This is a genomic window from Leisingera thetidis (genome assembly GCF_025857195.1).
Taxonomy (GTDB): Bacteria; Pseudomonadota; Alphaproteobacteria; order Rhodobacterales; family Rhodobacteraceae; genus Leisingera; species Leisingera thetidis.
Genome location: NZ_CP109787.1, coordinates 364,496 through 382,958 on the forward strand (window position 1 = coordinate 364,496; position 18,463 = coordinate 382,958).

16 protein-coding genes and 2 pseudogenes are annotated in these 18,463 nt (G+C 62.4%); 16 read left to right on the forward strand and 2 right to left on the reverse strand.

Translation table 11 applies throughout. The annotated features are described in order from the left end of the window. Positions 1-114 precede the first annotated feature (114 nt). The 3 genes and pseudogenes from OKQ63_RS01815 to OKQ63_RS01825 all read left to right on the forward strand — a co-directional run. A pseudogene (locus tag OKQ63_RS01815) lies at positions 115-342 on the forward strand (IS3 family transposase); the annotation flags it as partial. Positions 343-349: 7 nt separating this feature from the next. Next, positions 350-520 (forward strand): hypothetical protein, encoded by a 171-nt coding sequence (locus OKQ63_RS01820; RefSeq protein WP_264212271.1) that lies wholly within the window; start codon positions 350-352, stop codon positions 518-520. A gap of 92 nt (positions 521-612) precedes the next feature. Beyond that, positions 613-1,212, forward strand: coding sequence for an ATP-binding protein (locus tag OKQ63_RS01825; protein WP_264212272.1), 600 nt, complete (start codon positions 613-615; stop codon positions 1,210-1,212). A 296-nt stretch (positions 1,213-1,508) separates the two neighbouring features. Here OKQ63_RS01825 and OKQ63_RS01830 read toward each other — a convergent pair. After that, positions 1,509-1,945: pseudogene (locus tag OKQ63_RS01830) on the reverse strand (integrase core domain-containing protein); the annotation flags it as partial. Between the two features lie 519 nt (positions 1,946-2,464). Between OKQ63_RS01830 and OKQ63_RS01835 the strand changes: the two are divergent. The 9 genes from OKQ63_RS01835 (at position 2,465) to OKQ63_RS01875 (ending at position 12,307) form a co-directional block, all read left to right on the forward strand. Next, on the forward strand, positions 2,465-3,352 hold the full coding sequence (locus tag OKQ63_RS01835; protein WP_264212273.1) for a LysR family transcriptional regulator: 888 nt from the start codon (positions 2,465-2,467) through the stop codon (positions 3,350-3,352). Positions 3,353-3,438: 86 nt separating this feature from the next. After that, the gene (locus OKQ63_RS01840) at positions 3,439-4,284 is read left to right on the forward strand and encodes a putative hydro-lyase (RefSeq protein ID WP_264212274.1); all 846 of its coding nucleotides are present in this window, start codon (positions 3,439-3,441) and stop codon (positions 4,282-4,284) included. Continuing rightward, positions 4,281-5,318, forward strand: a complete 1,038-nt coding sequence (locus OKQ63_RS01845; RefSeq protein WP_264212275.1) for a TRAP transporter substrate-binding protein — start codon at positions 4,281-4,283, stop codon at positions 5,316-5,318. The genes OKQ63_RS01840 and OKQ63_RS01845 overlap by 4 nt, the downstream gene beginning before the upstream one ends. Positions 5,319-5,340: 22 nt before the next feature. Beyond that, a complete protein-coding gene (locus tag OKQ63_RS01850; RefSeq protein ID WP_264212276.1) occupies positions 5,341-5,895 on the forward strand; it encodes a TRAP transporter small permease subunit in 555 nt (184 codons plus the stop codon). Continuing rightward, positions 5,892-7,175 (forward strand): TRAP transporter large permease, encoded by a 1,284-nt coding sequence (locus tag OKQ63_RS01855; RefSeq protein WP_264212277.1) that lies wholly within the window; start codon positions 5,892-5,894, stop codon positions 7,173-7,175. The genes OKQ63_RS01850 and OKQ63_RS01855 overlap by 4 nt, the downstream gene beginning before the upstream one ends. Positions 7,176-7,557: 382 nt before the next feature. Then, positions 7,558-8,061 carry a hypothetical protein gene (locus OKQ63_RS01860; RefSeq protein ID WP_264212278.1) on the forward strand — a complete coding sequence of 168 codons (504 nt, stop codon included), beginning with the start codon at positions 7,558-7,560 and terminating at the stop codon, positions 8,059-8,061. A 119-nt stretch (positions 8,062-8,180) separates the two neighbouring features. Beyond that, positions 8,181-8,912 carry a metallophosphoesterase gene (locus OKQ63_RS01865; protein WP_264212279.1) on the forward strand — a complete coding sequence of 244 codons (732 nt, stop codon included), beginning with the start codon at positions 8,181-8,183 and terminating at the stop codon, positions 8,910-8,912. Between the two features lie 429 nt (positions 8,913-9,341). Then, positions 9,342-10,028, forward strand: coding sequence for a sugar transferase (locus tag OKQ63_RS01870; RefSeq protein WP_264213859.1), 687 nt, complete (start codon positions 9,342-9,344; stop codon positions 10,026-10,028). A gap of 113 nt (positions 10,029-10,141) precedes the next feature. Continuing rightward, positions 10,142-12,307, forward strand: a complete 2,166-nt coding sequence (locus tag OKQ63_RS01875) for a GumC family protein (RefSeq protein WP_264212280.1) — start codon at positions 10,142-10,144, stop codon at positions 12,305-12,307. Between the two features lie 85 nt (positions 12,308-12,392). Here the strand turns inward: OKQ63_RS01875 and OKQ63_RS01880 are convergent, their stop codons facing one another. Next, positions 12,393-12,656: a hypothetical protein gene (locus OKQ63_RS01880; RefSeq protein ID WP_264212281.1), complete on the reverse strand. Its 264-nt coding sequence runs from the start codon at positions 12,654-12,656 to the stop codon at positions 12,393-12,395. A 372-nt stretch (positions 12,657-13,028) separates the two neighbouring features. Here OKQ63_RS01880 and OKQ63_RS01885 point away from each other — a divergent pair, with 372 nt between their 5' ends. The 4 genes from OKQ63_RS01885 to OKQ63_RS01900 all read left to right on the forward strand — a co-directional run bounded on the left by OKQ63_RS01885 (position 13,029) and on the right by OKQ63_RS01900 (position 18,415). Further along, a complete protein-coding gene (locus OKQ63_RS01885; protein WP_264212282.1) occupies positions 13,029-15,101 on the forward strand; it encodes a YjbH domain-containing protein in 2,073 nt (690 codons plus the stop codon). Beyond that, positions 15,098-15,739: a YjbF family lipoprotein gene (locus OKQ63_RS01890; RefSeq protein ID WP_264212283.1), complete on the forward strand. Its 642-nt coding sequence runs from the start codon at positions 15,098-15,100 to the stop codon at positions 15,737-15,739. Before OKQ63_RS01885 ends, OKQ63_RS01890 begins: the two co-directional genes overlap by 4 nt. Continuing rightward, positions 15,729-17,144: a polysaccharide biosynthesis/export family protein gene (locus OKQ63_RS01895; RefSeq protein ID WP_264212284.1), complete on the forward strand. Its 1,416-nt coding sequence runs from the start codon at positions 15,729-15,731 to the stop codon at positions 17,142-17,144. The genes OKQ63_RS01890 and OKQ63_RS01895 overlap by 11 nt, the downstream gene beginning before the upstream one ends. Positions 17,145-17,281: 137 nt before the next feature. Continuing rightward, complete coding sequence (locus tag OKQ63_RS01900) at positions 17,282-18,415, forward strand: GumK N-terminal domain-containing glycosyltransferase (protein ID WP_264212285.1); 1,134 nt, start codon at positions 17,282-17,284, stop codon at positions 18,413-18,415. Positions 18,416-18,463 lie beyond the last annotated feature (48 nt).

Consider the following 18,463-nt stretch of genomic DNA (forward strand, 5'->3'; position numbering starts at 1 on the left):
CCCGGTCATGGATTTACCGGCAAGAAGACTACCGGCGAATCCGGGGACTGAGCCCCGATTACGCCATCTGAGTGAGCACCTGTTCGCCAACCTGCGCCACGCCCGGGAGCTGATCGCGGCCTGGCCCATGCGCGTGCCGTGATCGCTGCCTGGGCGGCCGGCTGCCACACGGAACGCCCGCATTCGGCGTTGGACTGCCTGACCCCGGCCGATTATGCGCGCCCCCTGGCCACCGCAACCGCCCGCCCCGCTGCGCGAGATGAAAGCTCCGCGCGCCGGGCGATTGCTCAACCTGCGCTGATCGGCATAAAAAGCAACCGGGCTCCGGTCGCGGCTGGATGAACGTTCAGTGGCAGGTCACCTGAAATATAAGGCCGAGGGGCAGCTTCACGAACATGTGGTTGCCGACGCTCTGTCCAAGATCATTGAAATCAATGCCAAAGAACAATCGCGCTTTGGAACGGCTTTAGCCGCACAGACGCCTGCCGGCTTGATTTGGGCACATCATTCCCGCCGCTGAGGCACAGGAATGCCAGGGAACACAAACGTCTGAGAACCTGCTTGAGAACAACCGCCAGCAAAGCGGCAGAAGCGGTGACTGGAGTTTTGACGATGACAAATGAAACTCACATCCATATGGCGAATCCGCGGGCCAAATTTATCCGGCATCGCGCCTATCGTGAGCTGAGAGAACAGTTCGATCTCCAACTCTGCAGGCGCCGCGCTGCGTTGGAAGCAGGGATGGCATTCGAAGCCGGGGCAATCGCTTTGACCGGCGCACCAGGCAGCGGCAGAACCACTGCCGTCGATCACGCCATCAGCATGCGCAATGATCTGATCCTGCCTAAACACAAGATGGAAACTTGCGAAGTCGTCCAGATACAGGTGCCATCCCCGGCAACATTGAAAACCGGTGGCGGAACATTGTCCGATGCGCTTGGCTATGAGCTTATGCGCGACAAATCAGCGGCCCTGATCTGGCAGCATGCGCGCAAGCTGCTGAAAGAGCGCAGAACGTTGTTTGTCCACTTGGATGAGGTGCAGGACATTTATTTGTCAAAGGGCGATCAAGCGCGAAGCGAGGTGTTAAACACGCTTAAATCGATCATGAACAACAAGGATTGGCCCGTTGGGCTGATCCTTTCCGGTACGCCCGACCTGCTTCACATGATCAACGCTGACCGGCAGCTGCAGCGCCGTGTTTCCGTCTGATTGCTGACCCACTTCCCGTTTTCGGCTCGCGCGCTCTGTTGCGTTTGATCTGTCTTCCTTTTCCGGAAAATCAGGGCTGATTTGCAGGTCAGACGCCGAAGGCGCCTGTTCCTGCTGATCCGCCACGTGGCGAACGCGGGAGGGGGCGCGGCAATGCTGTTCGACAGGGTAGGTGCGGCCCGCAGGCGCAGCTGAGGACGCGGCCCTATCCAATAGGGGTGCCCGAGGGGGAGGGCAGCGCCCTCACCTGAGCAGCCCCGTTTGAGTGGTTCGAATTGAAAGTTAGTGCATGGTTGGCGTTGGCCCGTCGGGGCGATGGCCTCTGGCGCAGGCGGGCGGCAGCCCAGAGCACTGTGGGGCCGCTTGGTGTTGCAGTGTTTCCTCCAGCTTTCGATAATGATCCGGGCCTCGCGCAGCGAATGGAAGGTTTCACCGTTCAGCGCTTCCTCCCGCATCCGCCCATTGAAACTCTCGCAGTATCCGTTGTCCCAGGGCGATCCAGGCTCGATGCATGCGGGCTTGGCCCCGACAGCTTTGATCCGGCTTCTGACATCCTCGGCAATGAGTTCGGGCCCATTTCCGGCCGGATATATGCTGGCACGCCACGCAGGATAGACAGGTCTGCCAGTTCATCGATGACCTCGTTTGCGTTCAGCTTCCGCTGCACCCGGATTGCAAGGCATTCCCGGCTGTACTCGTCCGGAATGTTCAATGTTCCGAAAGCCCTGCCGTCGCCCATTGGGCTAGAACCAATGGCGCCTCAATGGGCAACTCCGTTTGGTGATGAGCGAAGCCGTACGGCCAGCCGCTCGGTCATGGCATCGGCCTGCGCCTGCGCGTCTCCGGTTGCCAGCAAGGGCATTGCCGCGCAGGTGGCGGCGGCAACCAGGGGGAGCCGTTGAAAGTTCCCTTGTGGCTGACCAGCGGGGACAGACCCTAACGCGAGGCGTTGGTCATTAGCTCCATGATTCCCGCCCGCAAATGGCACCGCCGGGCAGGCCGGGATCAGAGCTGCCGCCTGGCGTCTGGCGGGAAAGGGCGCAATCAGCCTTCAGGCAGCTTTGTGCAGCGTCGCCCCGCGGACCGCTCATGCCTCCGCGCCGCGCAATTGACCGTTGGACCGGACGCAACGCAAACCCCGCCAATCCGGGCAGCGTCCAAATCCGGCATCTATGAGCTCAGCCTTGCAGGCTTTATCGGGCGGGGCGTATCATGTGCGGATCTTTGATTGGATCCGGAAACGAAGCACTCCATGGCTCAACTCAAGCTCGAACAGATCAAGGCCTTTCTGGCGGTTGTCCGGGCCGGGGGCATCAACAGAGCCGCGGACATGATGAACCTTACCCAGCCGGCGGTCACTTCGCGGATCAAAAGTCTGGAAAGCACACTGGGAACACAGTTGTTCGAACGCACCGGAGCGGGTGTAAGGCTAACGAAGCAAGGCGATCTTTTGGTTAGCTATGCTGAGCAGTTTCAGCAGCTTTCCCAACTGGTTGAAGAGAACATCATGAGCGCTGAAGGCGTCGAAGGGCATTTGCGGCTTGGCGTATCGGAAACCATTGCCCAGAGCTGGCTGCCGGAATTCGTCTCTGTATTCCACCGGACCTATCCGAAGGTCAAAATTGAAATCAGCGTCGATATTTCAACGGTGTTGCGGGAAAACCTGCTGAAGCGGGAAATCGATCTGGCCATCCTGCTGGGGCCGGTTTCGGAATATACGGTGGAAAATGTCGGACTGCCCGAAGTCGAGCTGGCCTGGTACAGTGCGGTTCCTGCTGACAGCAGCACCGCGGAACCCGTCGATTTCGGCAGTACCCCGGTGATTTCCTATGCCAAGAACACACGCCCGTTCCGGGAGCTGAAAGCGGAGCTGTTCAAACGTGTCGGTCCTCAGGTTTCCCTGTTCCCCTCGTCCTCCCTGTCGGCCTGCTTCCGATTGGTTGAGGTCGGCCTGGGCGTCGCTGCCCTGCCGCGGTCGATTGGCCGGCGGTATGTCTCCGAAGGCAGGATACGCGAATTCAATCCTGGCTGGTGTCCCGGGCCGCTGAGGTTTTCCGCCTCGTTTCTAGGTGAGCCGAAAAGCCACCTGATCGAGATGGCAGCGGGTTTGGCACTGCAGACTTCCGAACGCGCGATATAAATTTTCTCTATATATTCTAACAGATTCTTTTGATTTGATTTTATGCCCCTGCTGCCCGACCCTTTCGTTAACCGGAGGTTTCAGACATGCAGGACAATTTCTCTGACAGTCTTCCACTTGCTGCCGAAGATGTGCGCCAGCTTATTCGAGCCGGTGGCTATACCTCGCATACGGCTGGTCTGGGGAAGGGGAAGCTGCAGGCGAACATAGCCATAATGCCGGAGCGGCACGCATTGGATTTCATGCGCTTTTGCCAACGCAACCCCAAGCCATGCCCGCTGGTCGGAGTGTCGGATACGGGAAATCCGCAAATGTTCACCTTGGGGCAGGACATAGATATCAGAACGGATGTCCCCGCCTATTACGTGTATAGGAACGGCGTTCTCAGTGAAACGGTTACGGATCTGAAGCACCTGTGGCGGAGCGATATGGTCGCATTTGCATTGGGGTGCTCCTTTACCTTCGAACATGCGCTTCAGGCTGCGGGCATTCCCCTGTGGCATATCGACAAAGACAAGACCGTCCCGATGTTCCGCTCAAATATCGAAACTGTGCCTGCCGGCCCGTTCAGGGGCCCGATGGTCGTCAGCATGCGTGCGGTCAATAAGGACCGGATCGATGATGTTGTCGAAATCAGCCGCAGGTTCCCGCTGGCACATGGCGCGCCGGTCCATTGGGGCGATCCCGCGGACATCGGCATTCGGGATGTGGCCCGCCCCGATTGGGGCGACGCAAGCCCGGTAGACGACAATCAGACGGCCGTCTTCTGGGCCTGCGGGGTGACACCGCAGGCGGCCATCGAGCAGGCCGGACTTCCCATCTGCATCACACATAAACCGGGGTACATGCTGATCACCGATGTGGACGACAGCGCGGAAATACCTGTCCTCGCTCCGGAACAGCCCCGAAACCCAACAAGGAGAATGACATGAAACCCACACGCGCACTTGCGGCGGCGGCGGCTTTGGCGGCGGCACCCGCCATTGCCGAGGACTTGTCCGTTGTCGGCAGCTGGTCAAGCCTCCCGTTGCACAAGCAGTTCGAGGCCCCGTTCTGGTCCGAGAAGCTGCCGGCGGCCTCTGGAGGCGGGATCAATGTGGCACTGACCACCCACAATCAGATGAATCTGGGTGTCGGCGACGTGTTCCGCCTGCTTGGGGATGGCGTCTATGATGTCGGCATGACCGTGGCGGATTACGCGGTGGCGGATGCGCCTGAGCTGGAAGGCCTGGATGTGCCGCTGGTTGCCCTGTCTGCCGATGAAGCCCGCGCGATGGTCGATGCAGCGCGCCCGATGGTCAGCGACATTTTCCGCGACCGGTTCAACAGCCATGTTCTGGCCATCGCGCCGTATCCGCCGCAGGTGGTCTTCTGCAATGCAGAGGTCAGCAATCTGGACGGCCTCAAGGGGCTGAAAGTCCGTGCGTCGGGCCGCATGACCGCAAAGTTCCTCGAAGCCCTGGGAGCAGAGGGCATCAATGTGAGCTTTGCGGAAGTGCCGGGCGCTTTGCAAAAGGGCGTTGTCGACTGCGCCGTGACCGGTGCCGGTTCCGGCTACAACGCGGGTTGGTGGGAAGTGTCCACCCATCTTCTGGCGATCCCGCTGGGCGGCTGGGATTCGGTTGTCACCGCCATCAACATGGATAAGTGGATCAGCCTGAGCGCGGAAACGCAGGAGCTGATTCAGAGTCAGATCAAAGCCGAGTTTGAAGCGCCCGCATGGGCTGCGGCGCAGGATGCGCTGGTCAATGACATCGCCTGCCTGACCGGCAATGGCGCATGCCCGGCGGGGGATGCCCGTTCCATGACGCTTGTCGAAGTTTCGGAGGAGGACTTCAGCAGGGCCCGTGAGATCCTGGTGAGTGAAGTTCTGCTCGAATGGGCCGATCGTGCCGGTCCCGAGTGGGCAGAACGCTGGAATGCCTCGGTCGGCAAGACCGTTGGGGTCAACGTGGCCGTCGAGTAACGGAAAACAGGGAGGCGCTCCGATGCCTGAGAAGATACTGGCACTGATGAAGCGGCTGAACAAAGGCGTGGCGGTGCTGATCGGCCTCCTGCTGCTGGTCTGCGTCGTGTTCATTCTGGTCGAGATTGTCATCAGGAAACTGGGGGCCTCTCTCGGCGGTACCGATGAGATCAGCGGCTATGTCATGGCGCTGGTGACATCCTGGGGCATGGGTTTTGCGCTTCTTGAACTCAGCCATGTCCGCATCGACTTTCTCCGGGGGCGCGCGGGCGCCCTGGGACGGTCCCTGTTCGACCTGTTTTCGATGTTCATCCTGTCCGGCACGATCACCGTGATTGCGGTCCGCTGCTGGCCGGTGGCCGAACGGTCGCTCAGCAACGGCTCGCGTGCCAACACGCCGCTGGAGACCCCGCTGGCGCTGGTGCAACTGCCGTGGTTTGCCGGATGGCTCTGGTTCGCCATTGTGGCCTGGCTTACCCTGTTCGCGGCTGTCCTGCTGGTGCTGCGCGGCGAGTTCGCGCAATCCGAGGCCGCCATCGGCACCTTCGGCGAAGACGAGGCGGAGGTCCACACATGATCCCGGCTGTTTCCATCGGGCTGCTGGCCCTTCTGACCCTTTCGATTCCCGTGGGCATCGTTTTGTTCCTTCTCGGGTTTGGGATTGATGCCTTCTTCAGCCCCTTTCCATTGACCAGAGGACTGGGCAATCTGGTCTGGTCCACCTCGAACAATGCCACGCTGATTGCCATTCCGTTCTTTGTGCTGCTGGGCGAGATCCTGGTGCGCAGCGGCATCGCCACCCGGACCTATGCGGCGCTTGACCGCTGGGTGTCGTGGCTTCCGGGCGGGCTGGTGCACGCCAATGTGGCGACGTCGACCATGTTCTCGGCAATCTCCGGATCCTCGGTGGCAACCGCTGCGACCGTGGCAACCGTGGCCATGCCGCAGGCCGAAAAGCTGGGATATGACCCCAAGCTGTTTTCCGGCGCCATTGCCGCCGGGGGCACGCTGGGCATCATGATCCCGCCGTCGATCAACCTGATCGTCTATGGTTTCCTGACCCAATCCTCGATCCCGCAGCTGTTCCTTGCCGGCCTGCTGCCCGGCCTGCTGCTGGCCCTGGGTTTCATGCTGGTGACGGTGCTGATCTGCATCGTGCGTCCCGGACTGGGCGGCGTGCGGCGGGTCTTTCCGGTTGCTGAAATGATCCGCGCACTGGTGCAGCTGGTTCCGATCGTCATTCTGTTCGGTGCCATCATTGGCACGATCTACAAGGGCTGGGCCACCCCGACCGAGGCCGCTGCCGTGGGGGTGGCAGGGGCGGTCCTGATTGCGGCGCTCTTTGGCGGTGTCTCGGTTCAGATGATCAGCGCAAGCGTCGTGGGCACCATCAAGATCACCTCGATGATCATGCTGGTGGTGATCGGCGCGTCCTTCCTGAACTTCACGCTGGCCTCGGCTGGCCTGGGCGCCGAACTGAAGTCGATCCTCGACGGCTTGGGCCTGTCGCCGCTGATGACGATCCTGGTCGTCGTCTGCATCTACATCGTGCTGGGCTTCTTCATCGAAACCCTGTCTCTCATGGTGGTGACCATTCCGATCATCGTGCCGCTGATCATCGAACAGGGCTACAACGTGATCTGGTTCGGTATTCTGATGATCGTGCTGATCGAGATGGCATTGATCTCACCGCCTGTCGGTCTGAACCTTTATGTGGTGCAAGGGGCCCGCAAGAACGGGAAAATGAGCGAGGTGATGCTGGGAACTATTCCCTTCGTGGCTGTCATGCTGCTGATGGCCGCCGCACTGATCGCCTTCCCGCAGATCGCGCTCTTCCTTCCGTCATCGCTGCAATAACCACCGCAGCCAGCAGGTTGCAGCACGTCAATCAGGCAATACCGGCCGGCCAATTCTCCGCTTCGCCGAGCGTAGTTGCCGTGCCGCGCAGGCCAGGGCAGAAACACTGTGCAAGCAGCAGGGCGCACCATTGAGCCGGTGCGCCGGCGCTTCGGCCACGTGCCCCTTCGTGCTTCATGCCGCCTTGCGCAGTGATCATGACCTGCGCGGCGACCTATGTCAGGCACCTCTCAATTTTTCGGCAAAGGCTAGCCTAATTTAGCTAATTTTCCTGTTAAAATGTTGAAAAGCTGCGCAATTTTGCCACAACCGGAACCCGCTCAGCCCGCACCGGTTTCTTACTCAGTCTCCAACGCCTGTCATTTGCTTTGGAGATCAGATCATGCCGGCATCGAATACTGCACTTCTGTCAGCGTCCATTCCGGGGTTTGCCCGCTCTTTCCTGCGCAAGGCCGTGACTGTCATCGGCCTGGCATTGGCCACGCTGCTGCCCGCAGCAGCAGCAGCGCAGCAAACCTATGTTGTGGGCACCGACCGCGGCGGTTTTTTGCACGACCGCCTGATTGAATTGGGCAACCTGCAGCGCAGCGGCGTGCGGGTCGAAATCCGCGGGCGGGTCTGCTTTTCCACCTGCACGATGTTCCTCGGCCTGCCGGACACTTGCGTAGACCCTGACACCGTCTTTGGCTTTCATGGACCGTCCCGCAGCGGCCGCCGCCTGGCGCAAAAGGATTTCGACTACTTCAGCAAGGTGATGGCGGATTACTATCCGGAGCCGCTGAAGGTCTGGTTCATGGAAACGGGCCGCAACCGGATTTCCGGCGTCTACAAGGTGAGAGGCAGCGAAATCATCCAGATGGGTATTCCCGCCTGCCGCTCGGCCTGAGCGCTCCGGCTTGCCCTGCTGCGGGCAGGCCGTTATCACAGCCCCGCCATCGACCCCCGGCGCGCCGCCCCGCACCGGGGGCCGCTGCATCCAGCAGGCCAATGGGAGAGCTGCTCACTATGCTGTCATCCTTGTTCGGGAAGTTCGGGAAAGCTGCATCCTTTGCGGATCCGGCGCCACAGACGCCGCTTTGCGTGATCGGGGATGTGCATGGCTGCTTGCCGCTGCTGGAGAAAATGCTGGCGCAAGTCCCGCAGGATCACCGGATTGTCCTGGCAGGTGATTACATCGACCGGGGCGAACAGAGCGCCGGTGTGCTGCACTGCCTGAGCGCGCGCAAGGACTTGACCTGCCTGATGGGCAATCACGAGGACATGCTGCTGCGCTTTCTGCAGCATCCCGGCCGCGAGGGCGGACGCTGGATCCGCAACGGCGGGCTGCAGACGCTGGCCTCCTTTGGGATCCGTGGCGTGCGCCCGCAGATGGCAAGAGACGAGCTCTGCGCCTGCCGCGACCAGCTGCAGGAGGCCATGGGGGAAGAGCTGATGGCCTGGGTGGCCGGGCTGGAAACCTCGGTGCTGTCGGGCACTGTCCTGGCGGTCCATGCCGCGGCGGACCCGGGCGCCGCACCGGATCAGCAGGCCGGGGATACGCTGATGTGGGGGCATCCGGAGTTTCTGAGGACGCCGCGGCGTGACGGCATCTGGGTGGTGCACGGCCACACCATCGTGGACCGCGCGGCCTCGGGGCACGGCCGGATCTCCATCGATACCGGCGCATATGCCACCGGGATACTGTCTGCGGTCTGTTTGGATGGCGGTGCGCCGCGGTTCATAACGGTGCAGCTGTAGCGGGCCAGGGAGCCTCGGACCGCACGGCGGTTCCAAGGGGCGGGCCGCCGCCTTTGGCCGCGCTGCGATTTGCGGACATGCGGCCTGTCGTGAATTGACGCCGGGCCGTTTCGCGCATGCTGCCGCCCAAGTGGCAGGACTGCCGCAGGGATTTGATCTTTTTGGGGACGCGGATCCGCAGGGCAAAGGCCGCTGGACTGGCCGCGCCCCTGCACCAGCGGGCTGGCCAGGGCCGTTGAGCAAGGTGCGGCGTCCCGCCGCCGGGTGCGGCTTCCTGCCTTGCCACTGCGATCGTTAAACGTTAGCAAAGTTTCAATATTCGTAAAAATTACACTTAAGTTTATTACACCGTGGGTATATTTGAGCCTCATGAACTACCTCTTTAGGGGTGCTGGCTTCATGATTGTTAAAATTTAAAGGTATTTGATGATGCAAGATCTAGCGCTGACCTCTCATCCTATCGAAAACGCAGTTGCGTATGGGACGCCGGGCCGCGCGCGGGCAGGCTTTTACGCCAGAGTTGCAAAGCGGGGCTTTGATATTGTCTTCGCTCTGTTTCTGCTGCCCGTCCTCGCACCGGTCGTTCTGGTTTTGTGGGTCATTGTCCGCCGGGACCGCGGGCCCGGTTTTTTCGGGCACGTGCGGGTCGGCCGGAACGGAAAACCGTTCAAATGCTGGAAAATCCGCAGCATGGTGGCCGACGCCGAATTGCGTTTGGAAGCGCATCTGAAAGCCAGCCCGGAGGCTGCCGCCGAATGGGCCCGCGATCACAAGCTGACCAACGATCCGCGGATCACCCGTTTTGGAAATTTCCTGCGCAAATCCAGCCTCGACGAGCTGCCCCAGATCTGGAACGTGCTGAAGGGCGAGATGAGCTTTGTCGGACCCCGCCCGGTTGTCACCAAGGAGCTGGAGAAATACGGCAGAAGGCTGCCGGTTTATTTGGCGCAAAAGCCTGGCATCACCGGGCTTTGGCAGGTCTCCGGCCGCAATGACATCAGTTACGACGAGCGGGTGGAGATGGATGCGGCTTACCTGACCAGCTGCGGCTTTTGGCTGGATCTGAAGATCATTGCTCAAACAGCGTCGGCCGTGCTGGTTGGCACGGGCAAGTAGGCCGGCTGACAAACGTCCCGGGTGCAGCGGGAGGTGGAAATCGCTTTCGAAGGATCGCCTGCAGGGTTAAGGACGGCGATGACGGGTGCCCCGGTACTAGGACTATTGAGATTATGAACCGAATTATTCTGAACGATCCTTCTCCTGTTATGCCGCAAGGGGCAGCACGGGAGGAGGCGGAGCACGATGGCAGCCCTTCCTTCGGCGCTCTGCTGTGGGCGCTTTGGCGCGGGAAATGGATCGTTGCACTGGCCGCCGCTCTCAGCATTCTTCTGGGGGGGTATTATGCCTATGGCGTCCTTACGCCGCTTTACCGGTCTTCGGCGGTGGTGATCCTGGAAACCGACCAGCAGAACGTGGCCGGCCTGGAGAGCGTCGTGACCGGCCTGTCCGGAGACGTGTACGAGATCAACTCTGAACTGGAGGTTCTGCGGTCGCGCCGCCTGATGGGCAAGGTTGCCGACAGTCTGAATCTCGTCCAGGACCCGGAATTCAATGCCAGCCTGCGTGTGCCGTCCGGCCTGGACGCGGCCAAGGCCAAGGTCAAAGCCGCCGTCATCTCGGTGTTCGGCGGCAATGACCCGCTGCCCGGCGGCAGTGACGACGGCTTTCAGCAGAAACTGACCCGCGACAATGTGATTTCGGCGCTGCTGGATGCGGTGCGGGTGCGCAATATTCCCAGCAGCCTTGTGCTGCAGGTTACGGTGGAAACCCAGCACCCGCGGAAATCCGCACGCATCGCGGATGCCATTGTGGAATTGTACATAAAGAATCAGATTGCGGTGAAATTCGAAGCGTCGGAACAAGCCACCGGGTGGCTGTCCGGCCGGGTCGCCGAACTGCAGGGCGAACTGGAGAGAGCCGAGGCCAAGCTTACCCAGTTCAACGCGTCCACAAATCTGATTTCTGCCGAGGCGCTGCAGCTCCAGGAAGTGCAGCTCAAGGAACTGCGTGACCGTATTGCGACCGCAGAAGCGGCACAGCAGGCAGCGCGGACACGGTTGGAGACGCTGGCAGCAGCCACCGGGCGCGATGCACAGGCAGCCGCCAGCGAGGATCCTCAGCTGCAGCGCCTGCTGGCGCGGAGCCGGGACGGGACCGGCCGGCTGCCCGGTTCCGGCGCGGATTTTGACACTGCCTTTGCCCGCCTGCTGACCCGGGCGGAGCTGGAGGTTGCGCGCCAGGCGCAGCAGGTTTTTGCGTTGCGCGCCTCGGAAGCCGAATTGACGGCGCAAATCGCACGGCAGAACAAAGACCTCATCACTTTGCAACAGCATGCGCGGGAGGCTGAGGCGGTCCGCCTGCTTTACGAGTATTTCCTGACGCGTCTCAAGGAAACCTCGGCTCAGGAGGGCATTCAGAAAGCCGACAGCCGCCTGCTGTCAAACGCTGTTGTCCCGAGCCGGCCGTCTTCCCCGAACAAGTCCCTGATCCTCGCCATGTGCGGGATTTTCGGCACGCTTGCAGGTATTGGCATCGTGCTGCTGCAGGAGTACAGGCGCCGCGGGTTCCGCTCGGTCAAGGAACTGGAAGCGCGCACCGGCTACAGCGTGCTGGGCCAAATCCCGGTCTTTCCGGCACGCGGGCGCCGCAAGGTTCTGGAGTATCTGGCAGACAAACCGTCTTCCGCAACAGCGGAAGCTGTGCGCAATCTGCGCACCTCGCTGATGCTGTCCAATGTCGACAATCCGCCGCAGGTCGTGGTCATGACCTCCTCTCTGCCCGGGGAAGGCAAGACCACCAACTCTCTGGCATTGGCGCAGAATTTCGTTGGCATCGGCAAGAAGGTGCTGCTGGTCGAGGGGGACATCCGGCGCCGGACAATGACTGCCCAGCTCAGCAGCCTGCCGCCCAAGGGCATTGTCTCGGTGCTGGCGGGAGAGACCTTGGCCCAAGACGCCATCTTCAAGGATGAACTGCTGGGCTGCGACATCCTGGCAGGGGAACGAACGTCAGCCAATGCGGCCGATCTGTTTGCCTCCGACCGGTTCCGCGACATGCTGAGCGATCTGCGGCAGAGCTATGACGTCATTCTTATCGACACGCCGCCGGTGCTGGTCGTGTCCGACGCCCGCCTGATCGCCCGCAATGCGGATGCGGTGCTGCTGGCGGTGAAGTGGAATGCCACGTCCGAGCAGGAGGTGGCCGAAACACTGCGCCTGTTCCATACCGACAACCAGCGCCTGACCGGAATGATCCTGGGGCAGATCAACACCCGGCGGATGAAGCAATACGGCTACAGTTACGGCGATTACACGTCCAAGTACTACGCCAACTGAAGCTCCTCCGGCAGCGGCAGGCAGCAAAAAAGGCGCGTCCCGCATGGGCCGCGCCTGTTTTGCATTTGCTCGAACCGGAGCTGCGTCAATTGGTGCTGACAGTGCTGGTGGTGGAGGGGGTCGAGCCGCCGCCGCCGCCAGCGGCTGCCAGTCCGGCGGCCGCCGCAACAGTGCCCAGCGCCGGCGCCACGAGCGGCACGAAGCCGGTGACGCCTGCCGCTTCCGCAGCTGCCGCCGCGCCGCCTGCTCCGGCAGTCCCGCCGCCGGCCGGTGCGGTTGGTTCGACGGTTTCCTGAGCGTAGGCGCCGGGTGCCGAAAGGGCCAGTGCCAGAAGGGTAATCCTGATCATCGTCAATCTCCTAAACCTATTCAGCGGCAATCTAACATGCCCTGTTCGCGCTGAGAATGCTGCACTGCGCAAAAGCAGCATCCATCCTCCGGAATTTCTCCCTTTTTTGGTGGCTTTACGGCGGAAGCGCCGCCGCCGGACGCTGCAACCTTCTCCGGTGCGGATTTTCGGCCCGGCAGGGGTTGCACCGCCGCCGCAAAAGCGAAATGAGACCGGCAGATTCGCCACAGAGGCGAGACATTTTGTCCATTTTCGCCTGTCTGCGGGACAGCCCGCGGAAAAGGGGGTAATGGGGAGCAGCAAAAGTTGATTTCTTTAAACGTTATGAGAAAATTGATGTTTCAGGGGTGGCATTTGCTGTTGGCGGCATTGATGACTGCTGCTCCGCTGCAGGCCGAAGCGCAAAGCACGTCGACCTATGGCACGCCGGGATTGATCGAGACGCCTGCGGCCGGCATGTATCCTGACGGCACGCTGGTTTTTACCAGCGGGATGCTGGACCGGACCCTGCGGGCCACCATGACCTTCCAGATGCTGCCATGGGTGCACGGCAGTTTCCGGTATGCTGTCATCGAGGATTTCGACCGCAACGGCGCCCGCAACCGCTATGACCGCAGCTTCGACCTCCACTTCCTGCTGCGCGAGGAGGGCCGCAAATCCCCTGCGCTGGCTCTTGGCCTGCGGGACTTTGGCGGTACCGGAGTCTACGCCTCAGAATATCTTGTTGCCACCAAGACCGTCCGGGACCGGCTGCAGGTCTCAGGCGGCATCGGCTGGGGCCGCCTGGCAGGGAGGGGCAGTTTTTCGAACCCGCTGGGGATCTTGTCCAGCCGGTTCAAGTCGCGCGACGCGTCGAATGCCGGGGGGATTTCCGAAACCGGCCAGCTTGATTTCGGCAATTGGTTCCGCGGCGATGCGGCTCTGTTCGGGGGGCTGAGCTGGCAATACAATGACCGTCTGCTTCTGCTGGCTGAACTTTCGCCGGACCTGTACACGCGGGAAAAAGCCAACATCGGCTTCGACGCCCGCTCGCCGCTCAACTTCGGTGCTCAATACCGGTTCAGGAACGGTTCACAGCTGACCGCCGCCTATATGTACGGAACAACCCTGGGGCTGAGCTATACCTATTTTGCCGACCCGCGCCAAAGCGTGGCTCCGGGCGGGCAGGGAGCCGCGCCGCCGCCCTTGCTGCCCATCGACCGGGTGGCGCTGGCCAGCTGGAACCTGCCGGAGGAGACCGGCAGCCCGCGCCGCAGGCAGCAGGCCGTGGCACACGCTCTCGAGCAGGAAGGCCTGCGGCTCGTTTACCTCGAGGAAACGGGCGGAACTCTGCGCGCCGGAGTGGAAAACGGCACCTACGGCCAGGCAGCGCAGGCGATCGGGCGCACCGCGCGGGTGCTGGCCAACAGCCAGCCGCCGCAGGTGCAGAGCTTTGACATAGCGCTGATGGCAAACGGGGTGCCGCTCAGCTCCGTGCGCATCGCCCGCGAGGATCTTTACGAGCTGGAGCATGACCCGGACGGTGCCTGGCGCAGCTTTGCCCGGGCCGAGATCTCCGACAGCATCCCGCTGGTGGCGGGTGGTTTCACAACCGATGCCTTCCCGCATTTCAGCTACCGTTTCGGCCCGTACCTGCAGGCCTCGTTTTTTGATCCTGACGCGCCGCTGCGCTATGAGATCGGTGTCCGGCTTGGGTTGGATTACGCCGTTGCTCCGGGGCTGAGCCTGTCCGCCAGCCTGCGCCAGCCTGCGGCCGGCAATCTGGATGACAGCCAGCGGCCGTCGAATTCGGTGATCCAGCGGGTGCGTTCGGATTGGGGGCTTTATGCCCAGCAGTCCGATATGCGGGTCGAACATCTGACTGCCGAATACCTCTGGCGGCCCGGGGCCGATCTCTATGCGCGCACCACATTGGGGTATCTGGAAACCATGTATGGCGGCCTGTCGGCCGAGCTGCTCTGGTTTCCCGCCGACAGCCGCATCGCGCTGGGCGCGGAGGCGAATTATGTGAGGCAGCGCGATTTCGATGTGCTGTTCGGCTTTCAGGATTACGCCGTCGCAACTGGCCATGTGTCGGCTTATTACGACTTGCCGGGGGAATACCATGTGCAGGTGGATGCAGGCAGGTACCTTGCCGGCGACTACGGTGCCACGGTCACGCTTGACCGGGAATTTTCCAATGGCTTCAAGGTCGGGGCCTTCTTCACCTTGACCTCGGTCAGTTTCGATGACTTCGGCGAGGGCTCCTTTGACAAGGGGATCCGGCTGGAAATCCCGGTTTCCTGGCTGACCGGCCGCCCGTCGCGCGACAAGCTGGCCCAGGTGATCCGCCCGGTTCTGCGGGACGGCGGCGCGCGGCTCAATGTGCGCAACCGGCTGTATGGCGTGACCCGAGAGGCGCGCGCGCAGCAGCTGGTCCGGGGATGGGGGAGGTTCCTGCGATGAAACCACGCCTGCCAGCCCTGATCTGCCTCATGCTGCTGTCCTGCGGCGAGGCGCAGGATGAATTCGACCTGCTGCGCGGGGCGCTGCAGCCTGACGCGCCGCGGTTCCATCCGCGCGCCCATGCGCTGGCTTCGGTGCGCCCGATCCCGCCGCGGCTGGAGGTCGGCTTTCCCAGCCGGGACCTGAGCGGTGTCATGCTCCTGGAGGCGGAGCGGGACGGTGTGCAGACCTGGCTCAGCGCCGATGGGGCATCGATCACGCTGGAGGAGGGCTTTCTCACCTCGGCAAAGGGGTTCGGCTCCGGTCTTGCGGCCTCGGACGCGGGCCAGAGCAGGGATCTGGTACTGGCCGGGCGGGAGGGCGTCGCGGAACGGTTCCACAGTTTTCTGAACGGCAATGACCAGATTGAGCTGCACGCCTACAAATGCGAGGTGGAACGGCTCGGGACGGAGGACATTTTCCTGCGCGGCCTGCCGGTTGCAACAGACAAGCTGGAAGAGCGCTGCCACGGGGTGGCGGAAAGCTTCACAAATACCTATTGGGTGCGGCAGGACGCACCCGGCCTTGCGCAGTCGTCGCAGTGGACCGGCAGTTTCCTTGGCAACCTTTTCATGAAGGCGGTGCCGGATGAGATTTGAATTTAAAGTTATTGGAGGACGCATCGTGCGCCGTTTTTCCATTGCCCTCAGCGCTCTGGCGCTGGCCGGATTGATTTCCGGCTGCTCCACCATCTACCGCAGCTCTTCGGTGAAGGCCGGCGTGTCTGAGGCAGGCAAGGTCCGGGTGGTTGCGATGACGGCGGAAACCGTTCTGGTCGCCAACCGCGCGGTCTACCAGCCCCGGACGCTGCCCGCCGTCTTCCAGATCTCCGCAGGCACCGGCGCCGGGGCCAGCCCGCGCGGAGCGGGAGCATTGCCCAGCCCGCCCTCGACCCAGGATGGCAGCCGCCAGGGGCTGCGGCTGGACCCGCCGCCCAACGTGGACCCGGGGCCCTATACCATCGGCACCGGTGACGTGGTGGTGCTGTCCACCCCCTCGACGCAAGGCACCGTGGCCGAACTCTCGGGGCTGCTGGCGGCCCAGAACAGCCGCAACGGCTACACCGTGCAGGATGACGGCTCGATCAATATCCCGGACGTCGGCCGGGTGCGGATTGCAGGCCTCACCGTGGACGAGGCGGAGGCCATCCTGTTCCAGCGCCTGGTGGAAAACCAGATCGACCCGACCTTCAGCCTGGAGATCACGGAATTCAACTCACGCCGGGTCTCCATCGGCGGATCCGTGGGCCAGCCGGGGGTGCTGCCGATCACCCTGACGCCGCTGACTCTGGGCGAGGCGCTGGCGACCTCAGGGTCCGTCTCGGTTGCGGACATCGACGTCAGCTCGGTACGGATCTACCGCGACGGCACCATGTACCAGATCCCGCTGGAAGATCTCTACTCCCGCTCCGACCTGCAGCGCCTCAACCTGCTGGCGGGCGACTCGGTGTTTGTCGACACCGACTTCGATCTCGGCCGTGCCGAACGCTACTTTGCCCAGCAGATCCAGCTGCGGCAGACAACGCTGACAGGCAGGCAGGCGGCGCTGGCAGAGCTTACGGCAGCAGTCAATCTGCGCCGGGCCGACCTCGACGAGCGGCGCGGCAACTTCACCCAGGCGCTGGACCTGGACGCGGTGGAGCGGGATTATGTCTATCTCAGCGGCGAAGTCCGCAGCCAGGGCCGGTATACGCTGCCCTTCAACCGCAAGGCGACGCTGGCAGATGCATTGTTCGAGACCGGGAGCGGCATTGCCAAGGAAACCGGCGATGTCTCCGAGGTCTATGTGCTGCGGGCCTCCGATCACGTCCGCGAATTCGGCGCGGTGACAGCGTGGCATATGGACGCCAGAAATGCCGCAAATCTGACAGTTGCGACCAGGTTCGAACTGCGTCCGGACGATATCATCTTTGTTGCCGAGAACCCGGTAACGCGCTGGGACCGCGTGGTGTCCCAGATCACGCCTTCGCTGATCGCAACGCCCATCAATGCGGTGACCGATTAAGCGGCATGGCGAGGCTTGCCCAGGGCACCGCCGCGGGCGGTGCCCTGGGGTTCTTTTGACGGTTTCGGGTTTTGGGACGGATATTCATGACGGCTGGCAGACATTTCTTTCATCCTTTCAGCACCGGGGGGCGCAGCATGCCTAAACCGCGCGCGGTTATCCTGACGGGCCATTTCCCGATCCAGAAGCGGCGCGGCAATATCCTGTGGCTGAGCGACAACCTGCGGGCAGACGGCTGGCATGTCACCATGGTGACCACCGGCTACAGCTGGGTGTCGAAGCTGCGGGGCGACCGCCGTTTCCAGCAGCTCGAGACCGGCAGCCCGACGGTGGGGGAGGTTGTGCATGATGACAGCCTGACGTCCTTTTTCGCGTTCTCGCCGCTGCACCCCTTCAGCGTCAGGAAACCGCTGATTGACGAGCTTCTGCGGCCGCTGCATCAGAGCTTCCCGTGGTTCTGGGCGCGCAGGCTGCCGCGCTACCTCAGGGGCGCAGATCTGGTGGTCATCGAAAGCGGGCCGCAGGTTATGCTCGCGCCGATGGTACGGCGCATGGCGCCGGATGCGGCCATGGTCTACCGCGTAAGCGACGATATCAAGGTGCACGGCGTGCCGGGGTTCCTGGCCAGGGCCGAGATGAAACATGCCCCCCTGTTTGACCGCATCAGTGTCGCCAGCAAGTTCCTGGCGCGCCGGTTTTCGCATCTGGGCAGCCTGCGCATCGATCCCATGGGGGTCGCCAAGGATGTTCTGGACGGCGATCTGCCCGATCCTTTTCCGGCGCGGGTGCCCGGCAAGCGCCAGGCGGTCTGCTCCGGCACCACCCAGTTCGATGCTGACAGCATGCGCATGATGGCAGAGCTGCGGCCGGACTGGACATTCCACATTCTCGGGCGGCTGCGGAGCGTTCCTGCAGATGCACCGCCCAATCTTGTGTTTCATGGCGAAGTGCCGTTCAGCACTGCCGCCGCCTTTGTGAAACACGCCGATTTCGGCCTGGCGCCCTATCTCGACAAGCCCGGGGTGGAGTACCAGACCGCCCAGTCGAACCGGATGCTGATATACCGGTATTACGGCTTGCCCATGGCAGGTCCGGCCCGCATCTGCGACCCGGATGTGCCGGGCCTCGTAGGATATACCCCAGGGTCCAGGGACAGCATGGCCGGCGCTCTGGACAAGCTCGCCACGATGGAGCGCACCCCCTCCGATCCTTCGGTGCAGGACTGGTCCGTCCTCTGCGAACGGATCGTATCGACGCCAAAACCCGCCTGACGCCGCTGCCGCCTGCCGCCATCCGTTGGCGGCTCAACATGCCCCCCG